This is a genomic window from Longimicrobium sp. (assembly GCF_035474595.1).
GTDB lineage: Bacteria > Gemmatimonadota > Gemmatimonadetes > Longimicrobiales > Longimicrobiaceae > Longimicrobium.
Genome location: NZ_DATIND010000159.1, coordinates 1 through 7517 on the forward strand (window position 1 = coordinate 1; position 7517 = coordinate 7517).

The 7517-nt window shown below is 71.9% G+C and carries 9 protein-coding genes; all 9 read right to left on the reverse strand.

The genetic code is table 11. The annotated features are described in order from the left end of the window. Positions 1-50: 50 nt before the first annotated feature. Positions 51-1409, reverse strand: a complete 1359-nt coding sequence (locus VLK66_RS28095) for a class I SAM-dependent RNA methyltransferase (protein ID WP_325312842.1) — start codon at positions 1407-1409, stop codon at positions 51-53. Beyond that, complete coding sequence (gene accC, locus VLK66_RS28100) at positions 1406-2905, reverse strand: acetyl-CoA carboxylase biotin carboxylase subunit (protein ID WP_325312843.1); 1500 nt, start codon at positions 2903-2905, stop codon at positions 1406-1408. The genes VLK66_RS28095 and accC overlap by 4 nt, the downstream gene beginning before the upstream one ends. A gap of 103 nt (positions 2906-3008) precedes the next feature. Beyond that, the gene (locus VLK66_RS28105) at positions 3009-3461 is read right to left on the reverse strand and encodes a type II toxin-antitoxin system VapC family toxin (protein WP_325312844.1); all 453 of its coding nucleotides are present in this window, start codon (positions 3459-3461) and stop codon (positions 3009-3011) included. Next, on the reverse strand, positions 3449-3679 hold the full coding sequence (locus VLK66_RS28110; protein ID WP_325312845.1) for an AbrB/MazE/SpoVT family DNA-binding domain-containing protein: 231 nt from the start codon (positions 3677-3679) through the stop codon (positions 3449-3451). The genes VLK66_RS28105 and VLK66_RS28110 overlap by 13 nt, the downstream gene beginning before the upstream one ends. Before the next feature lie 25 nt (positions 3680-3704). Further along, positions 3705-3932, reverse strand: a complete 228-nt coding sequence (locus VLK66_RS28115) for an AbrB/MazE/SpoVT family DNA-binding domain-containing protein (protein WP_325312846.1) — start codon at positions 3930-3932, stop codon at positions 3705-3707. Between the two features lie 58 nt (positions 3933-3990). Further along, complete coding sequence (locus tag VLK66_RS28120) at positions 3991-4551, reverse strand: dCMP deaminase family protein (protein WP_325312847.1); 561 nt, start codon at positions 4549-4551, stop codon at positions 3991-3993. Between the two features lie 100 nt (positions 4552-4651). Further along, a complete protein-coding gene (locus tag VLK66_RS28125) occupies positions 4652-5194 on the reverse strand; it encodes a DinB family protein (protein WP_325312848.1) in 543 nt (180 codons plus the stop codon). Between the two features lie 144 nt (positions 5195-5338). Beyond that, positions 5339-6421 carry a hypothetical protein gene (locus VLK66_RS28130; protein ID WP_325312849.1) on the reverse strand — a complete coding sequence of 361 codons (1083 nt, stop codon included), beginning with the start codon at positions 6419-6421 and terminating at the stop codon, positions 5339-5341. Between the two features lie 210 nt (positions 6422-6631). Then, the gene (locus VLK66_RS28135; RefSeq protein ID WP_325312850.1) at positions 6632-7309 is read right to left on the reverse strand and encodes a cyclase family protein; all 678 of its coding nucleotides are present in this window, start codon (positions 7307-7309) and stop codon (positions 6632-6634) included. Positions 7310-7517 lie beyond the last annotated feature (208 nt).

Consider the following 7517-nt stretch of genomic DNA (forward strand, 5'->3'; position numbering starts at 1 on the left):
CCGGACGAGGTGTCCGGCGGCCCGCCGCGTTCTGCCGGTGCGGCGACGCGCTACGAAGCAGCCACCAGCAGCACCACCGTCTCCACGTGCGCGGTCTGCGGGAAAAGGTCGAACGAGCGGACGGATTCCAGCCGGTACACGTCGCCCATCCGCTTCAGGTCGCGCGCGAGCGTGGCGGGGTTGCAGGAGATGTAGATCACCCGCTCCGCCGGCGTCTCCCGCAGCGCGTCCGCCACGTCCGGGTGCACCCCCGCGCGCGGAGGATTGAGGATGACGAGGTCCGCCGGCAGCTCCAGGCGGATGAGGTCCTCCACCGGCCCCTCGACGAAGCGGGCGCCCTCCGGCGCGGCGCGCACTGCCTCCTCCACCGCCTGCGGATCCAGCTCGATCCCCACCACCGCCGCGCCCGCGCGGGCGAAGCGGCGCGCGTGGAAGCCGACGCCGCAGTACGCGTCCACGATCCTCGAGCCCGCGACGTCGCCCGCCAGTTCGGCGACATGCGCCTCGAGCAGCGCGGCGGCACCCCGGTTCACCTGCAGGAACGCCGCGCCGGAAAGCTCCACCGTCTCGTCGCCCCACGTCTCCGGCAGCCCCGGCGCGCCCGCGATCAGCTCCGCCGCCGCCTCGCCGGGCCGGTGCCAGATGGAGACGAGGCCGTCCACGCGCGCGATCAACTCCTCCGGCCGCCCGGGCGAGTATCCGCCTTCCACCAGCAGCGACACCTCGCCCGCGGCGTTCGCGCGGAGCGTCAGCCGCAGCCGCTCGCCCGACGGAAGACGGTTCGCATCTGCTCCCCACGCCGCCCGCAGCGCGTCCCACACGCGGGCGATGGGCTCCTCGGGGAGAAGGCAGGCGCCGTCCAGGTCCACGATCTCGTCCGGCGCACCCAGCGCGTGGAAGCCCGCCTCCACCCGCCCGTGCTCCGCGCGCCGCAGCGCGAACGACACGCGGTTGCGGTAGCGGAACTCGCTGGGTGACGGGACGATCTCCGGCGGCTCCGTCGCCACCCCGCCGATGCGCGTCAGCGCGTCCGCCACGATACGGGCCTTGGCGCGCAGCTGCGCGTCGTACGCCATGTGCTCCAGCGTGCACCCGCCGCAGCGCGCGTAGAAGCGGCACGGCGGATCGCGCCGCTCGGGAGATGGCTCCAGGACGCGCAGCAGCCGCCCGCGCGTCCACCGCTCCTTGCGCTCGGTCAGCGCGATCTCGGCCAGGTCGCCCGGCGCGGTGCGGTGCACGAAGGTCACGCGCCCGTCCGGCAATCTTCCGACCCCCTCGCCCCCCGCGGCGATCGAGTCGATGCGCACCGCGACCGGCTTCGGCGGCGGCCGCCGTCCATCTCCCCGCCCGCCCGGCTTCCCGGGACGTCCCGCCGGACCGCGCCCCCGCCCGCCGCGGCGCTCGCTCACCGCGCTCTCCACCCCATCTGCCGCCACCCGCTGGCTCCGGCCGACGGCGCGGCGGAGGAGGGGCGCGCCACGGTCCGCATCTGCCGCCGCTCCTCCTCCAGCAGCGCGGCCGCCAGCGCGGCCACGCGCACGTCCTCGTCGCTCGGCCCGGCGGCGAGCAGCTCCTCGTGCTTCTCCAGGTACTTGATGTCGAGACGTCCTGCGCGGAAGTCCGCCTCGTCCATCACCCGCAGGTGGAAGGGGACGCTGGTGTCGACGCCGTCCACGCGCAGCTCCAGCAGCGCGCGCTTCATCCGCTCCACCGCCTGGGTGCGGGTCGGCGCGTGCACGATCAGCTTGGCCAGCATGGGATCGTACGACAGCCCCACCTCCACGCCGGTCGCGATCCCGCCGTCCCAGCGCACGCCGGGCCCGCTGGGCAGCGTCAGCTCGCCGATGCGGCCGGTGGAGGGGAGGAAGGAGTTGAACGGGTCCTCGGAGGTGATGCGGCACTCGATGGCGTGGCCGGTGAAGCGCACGTCGTCCTGCGTCCACGGCAGCTTCTCGCCCGCGGCGATGCGGATCTGCCACTGCACCAGGTCGATCCCCGTCACCAGCTCGGTCACCGGGTGCTCCACCTGGATGCGGGTGTTCATCTCCAGGAAGTAGAACTCGCCGTTCTGGTACAGGCACTCCACCGTCCCCGCGCCCTCGTAGTTGACGGCGCGCGCCGCGGCCACCGCCATCTGCCCCATCGCCGACCGCTCGTCCGGCGTGAGCACGGCCGACGGCGCCTCCTCGATCAGCTTCTGGTGGCGGCGCTGGATGGAGCACTCGCGCTCGCCCAGGTGCAGCGTGGTCCCATGCCGGTCGGCCAGGAGCTGGATCTCGATGTGGCGCGGCCCCTCGAGGAACTTCTCGATGTAGACGGAGCCGTCGCCGAACGCTCCTAGCGCCTCGTTCCCCGCCGCGTCGAAGGCGCGCTCGATCTCGTCTTCGCTCTGGACCACGCGCATCCCCTTCCCGCCCCCGCCGGCGGCTGCCTTCAGCAGCACGGGATAGCCGATCTCCCCCGCCACCCGCCGCGCCTCCGCCGAATCGGCCAGCGCCTCCTTGGTGCCGGGGACCACGGGAACGCCCGCGTCGATCATCCGGGAGCGCGCGGCCGTCTTGTCGCCCATCGCCGTCACCGCGTCGGGACTCGGGCCGATGAAGACGAGGCCGGCGTCGCGCACCGCCTGGATGAAGGGCGCGCGCTCGCTGAGGAAGCCGTAGCCGGGGTGGATGGCCTGCGCCCCGGTCTTCTTCGCCACGTCGATCAGCACGTCGCCGCGCAGGTAGCTCTGCGCGCTGGGCGCCGGGCCGATGCAGTACGCCTCGTCGGCGGCCAGCACGTGGGGCGAAAGGCGGTCGGCCTCGGAGTACACGGCCACCGTCTTCACCCCCAGCTCGTGCGCCGCGCGGATCACCCGCAGCGCGATCTCGCCGCGGTTGGCGATCAGGATCTTGTCGAACACGCTCGCTCCCGTCTCACGCCCCTCAACCCGGAATGGAAGGCGCCCAAACTACAACCGGCCCGCGGGTTTCGCGAGCCGGTTGGCGATTGGGTTCGACAAGCAGTCAGCGGTGCTCGTCGAAGAACCAGGGCTGAATTCCTTCGCTATGGACCCGGCGAAGGCGCAGATCATTGGTGATGAACCATGACGCGCCTTCGAGAAGCCCTGTCGCCACGTGAACGGCATCCGCGGTCCGGATGCCGAGGCGGGCGCGGAGCTCGGCCGCTCGCTCCGCCACCTCGGCGTCGACCTTCCGGATCGAAAGGTTCGGATAGCTGCGAAGCTCCGTCGATACGGCGCGGGCACGGGCAGCGTCGCCCGCCTGGAACGGCTCGACGAGGATCTCGGTCAGCGCCAGCATCGAAGCCACGCCGGTGAGCTCTCCGGCGTTGATCCGCGCGAAGATCTCCGCCGCAGCCGTGAAGTAGGCCGGCGACTGATCGAGAAAATAGATGATGGCGACGCTGTCGAGCAGCACGATCTCGCCATCCGCAATATCGCCGGTCAGCGGTCCCATTCGTCGCGGTCCCGCTCGATCCGCTCCGCCGCTCCGCGCCAGACCGGACCGCCAAGTGCCTTCAGGCGTTCGAACGCGGACGCGGTGAGCGGAGTGATGACGATCTCGTCCCCGCGCACCTCGATGCGGACCTGATCACCCGGCTTGATCCCCAGCTTCCGGCGCAGCTCCGCCGGAAGCACGATCTGGGACTTGCTGCTGACCTGCGCGATGGGCATGGAAATCTCCGTTTCTCGCGACCGCTCACCGGTCGCACTCGTCACGATCGCGCCGCACCTCGTCGGCGTACCCCCGCCACATTGGTCCGGCGAACTTCGCGAGGCGGTCGAGGACGGACTTGCCGTTCGACACGACGACCCGACCCTCCGTCACCGTAAAGACGATCTCGTCACCCGGTCCGACGCCGAGCGTCTCCCGGACGGAAGCCGGGATGACCGCCTTACATTCGGAATCCAGCCGTGCACGGCACATCGGAGCTGTCTCCTGTTGCTTTACTCAAAGGTAAAGCAGAGTGCGAGCGGGCTCAACCTCACACCGCCCCGTGCCCCGTCTCGTCCGGCCTTCCCGCGGCCGCGCGGCGGGAGGTGATGGCCCACTCGGCGTCGGGGTCCGGCACCTCCAGGTGGCGGATGCCTTCGGGGAAGCGGCCCTGCAGGCGCTCGTACTCGGCCTGGTAGTGCGGGTCCGGGTGAACCCAGTCGTGCAGGTACCACACCGCCTCCACGTGCGCCTGCAGCAGCTCCTTGGTGCAGCCGAAGCACGGGCGCATGGTGGTGTACACCGTGCTCCCCTCCACCGCGATGCCGAAGCGCGCCGCCGCCAGCAGCGCGTTCTGCTCGGCGTGCACGCAGATGCACAGGTCGTAGCCGGTGCCGCTGGGGTACTGGCCGCGGTGCGCGCAGCGGTGGCATCCGCCCTCGCTGCAGTTGGGCATGTTCTCGGGCGTGCCGTTGTAGCCGGTGCTCACGATGCGCCGGTCCTTCACGATCACCGCGCCCACGCGGTTGCCGGTGCAGTCCGCCCGCGCCCGCACCGCCAGCGCGATCCCCATGAAGTACTCGTGCGTTCCCGGCCGCCGGTGCTCGGTCATGCGCGCCTGTCGCGGGGAGATGTGGATGGAAGGAACGGCTTCGGGAGATGCGGGTCCGCCCGCGCCGGAGGCTCCGTGGCGCGGGCGGACCGGCGGGGCGTCAGGACTCGCCCAGGTAGCGCTCGCGGAGGATGGCGGTGTGGTGGATGATGTGCCCGGCGGCGATGAAGGCGATCGCGCGGACGCTGATCTCCTGCCCGTTGGCCAGCCCGCGGCGGCGCGCCTGCTCCGGCGTCAGCGAGCGGAACAGCGACAGCGAGGCGCGGCGCACGTTCAGCCACTCCTCCACCAGCGACTCGAACTCGCGCAGCCCGAACTCGCCGGCGGGCGTGTACGCGTTCTCGTCGAAGCCGGCCAGCTCCGTCCGGTCGCCGCGCGCGAAGCGCAGCGCGCGGTAGGCGAAGACGCGCTCGGTGTCGGCCAGGTGGCCGATCACCTCCTTCACGCTCCACTTCCCCTCGGCGTAGCGGTGGTCGTGCAGGTGGATGGGGATGCCGCGCAGGAACCCCACGGTGTCCTGCGCCTGCCGGTCCAGCAGATCCAGCACGTCGCCCTCGGGGACGAGGTCGATGTAGCGCGAGTAGTAGGGCGCGTGCTCGTCGGGCGCGGGGCGCTCGATGGCGGGTGCGGCGACGGTGCTCATGGTCGGGGACCTGTCTGCGGACGTGGATGAGGAACCCGCGGGAGATGGAGATAATACGCGCTCCCCCGCCCCGCCCGCGACTCCCGAAATCCCCGGCCGGATTACGTGCAGCTTTGATGATGTGGGACGCCGTCCCGCGTCGAGCTACCGCGCCGCCAGCCCCCGCTCGCCGGGCGCGTCCATCGCCGCGAGGGCGGCCTCCAGCGCCCAGCGGCCGCCGCGCTGGCGCACGAGCGCGCGGACTTCGGCGGCGAGCTCCACGTAGGCGACATCCTCCTCGGTCGCGGTGGGGGCGCGCAGCTCCGGGCAGCGGCGCACGTCGGACAGCACCGACCGCCACGCGCAGGTGTGGCCGAAGCCCAGCGTGTGCATCAGCTCGTGCGCCACCAGCCCGGGCGAGGTCGCAGGGTCGCGCAGCGCGCCGCGGCTCAGCCGCAGGTCGCCGTAGCCGATCTCGTGGCCGTCGGAGACGGCGGTGCCCAGGCCGCGGATTCCGTGCATGTCGGGATCGAGCCAGACCAGGATCACGTCGTCCGGGCCGCCGTTCTCGCGCGGCGCGGTGTCGGCGAAGTTCGCGGGGCGGAACACGTCGGCCCCGAGCGCCCGCTCCAGCTCGTCGGCCTCGCGCCAGAACACCACCGAGTCGCGCGCGGTCACCGTTTCGCCGCTCCACTCGCGGTCGAACGCCACGCGCAGCGGAAAGCGCTCGGCGGGCCACCCGGCGAGCCAGGTGCGCCCCGCACCCGGCCGCGCGGAGGCGGCGCGGAAGAAGCCGGTGCACCCCGCGCAGGGGGCGGGTGCGGCGAACGCGCGCGCCAGCGGCACCTCCACCTCGCTTCCGGCGTACCGCCCCCCGCGGATCGTCCACCGCAGCGGCACCAGCACGATCTCCTGCTCGCGCGCCGCGTCGCCGCGCGCCACGGTGAGCCGTGCGGGGTGGAACGCACGCACCGCCGTCTCCGCCGCGTCGACCGACACCTCCAGCGTGTCCGACGCGGACCCGCCGGGCAGCTTGATCGCGAAGCGTCCAACGCCATCGACCACCGCCGAGTCCGCGAGCGCGCCGAGGCGGGCGAACACCCGCATCCCGCGCACGTCGCCGCCGCCAGCCGGAATCACCCGCCCGGACAGCACGTCCGCTCGCGCCTGCGCCGACGCAGGGCCGGGAAGCACGCCGGCGAAGAGGGCGAAGACGAGAAGGAGACGAGCGCGCCAAGTGCTTGTCATCTTGCAACTTCGAATCGATTTCGGGAGATGCGGCTCCGGTCGTGCTGCTACCCCGCTGACGCGCTCCGGATCGCTCCGCGATGGATCGAAGTGCATCGCCCCATCTCCTCCGTTCCCTCCGGTTCCTCCGTGTGATCCAATCTGTTGAATGCCGAACGAAAACGGGGGAGAGACAAAGCTGCCTCTCCCCCGTTCTTATCTACCGAAAGCTCAGTCCAGCAACGCGAAGGCGCGCACCGGGAACGTGCCGAACGCCTTCACCTTCACCGGCACGGCGAAGAAGCGGAACCCGGAGTCCGGCACCTGCTCCAGCCCACGCATGTGCTCGCAGATGGGGATGTCCGCGCGGAGGAGCGTGCTGTGCACCGGCCGCGCGCCATCGCCCGTGTCGTCGATGTTCAGCGTGTCGATCCCCACGAAGACGGCGCCCGAGTCGCGCAGGTGCTCGGCCGCGTCGCGCGCCAGGAACGGGTGCGCCTCGAAGTATGCCTCCGTCCCCCAGTGCCGCGCGTGGCCGGTGTGCACCAGCACCGCCTTCCCCGCTACGTCCGTCCCGGCGAACGCATCCGCGCCGATCGCGCGGCCGGCGCGGCCGGTGGCGCGCACGACGACCGCGTCCAGGTCGGCGAGCGACTCCAGCGGCAGCTCGGACAGGTCCTTGCCGTCGGCGTAGCGGTGGAAGGGGCTGTCCACGTAGGTGCCGGTGTTCGCGATCATGTCGATCCGGCCGATGTGGAACTCCGTCCCCGGCGCGTACACCGCCCGCGACGCCTCGCGGCTCAGGTAGTCGCAGATCAGCGGCGCGGGGAAGCCCTTGAGCGTGACCATCCCGTGCTCGACCGTGTGGCTCAGGTCGATCAGCCGCCGTGCCTCGGGCTCCGCGTGCATGTGCGATCAGCAGACCGTCAGGGGGGATGTCGCTCCCGGTTGATCCCATCCGCGAACAAGCAGAGTGCGGCCTCGACATCATCCGGCGCAAGCCGTAGATGGCGCAACGGCTCGCCCCTGGAGGCCCAGGCACGCGTGCGCGTGGTCTTCCCCAGCGGCGAGGCGTGAGAGCGCCGACGCGGGTGCACGACGGCACCTTCGCAGGTCG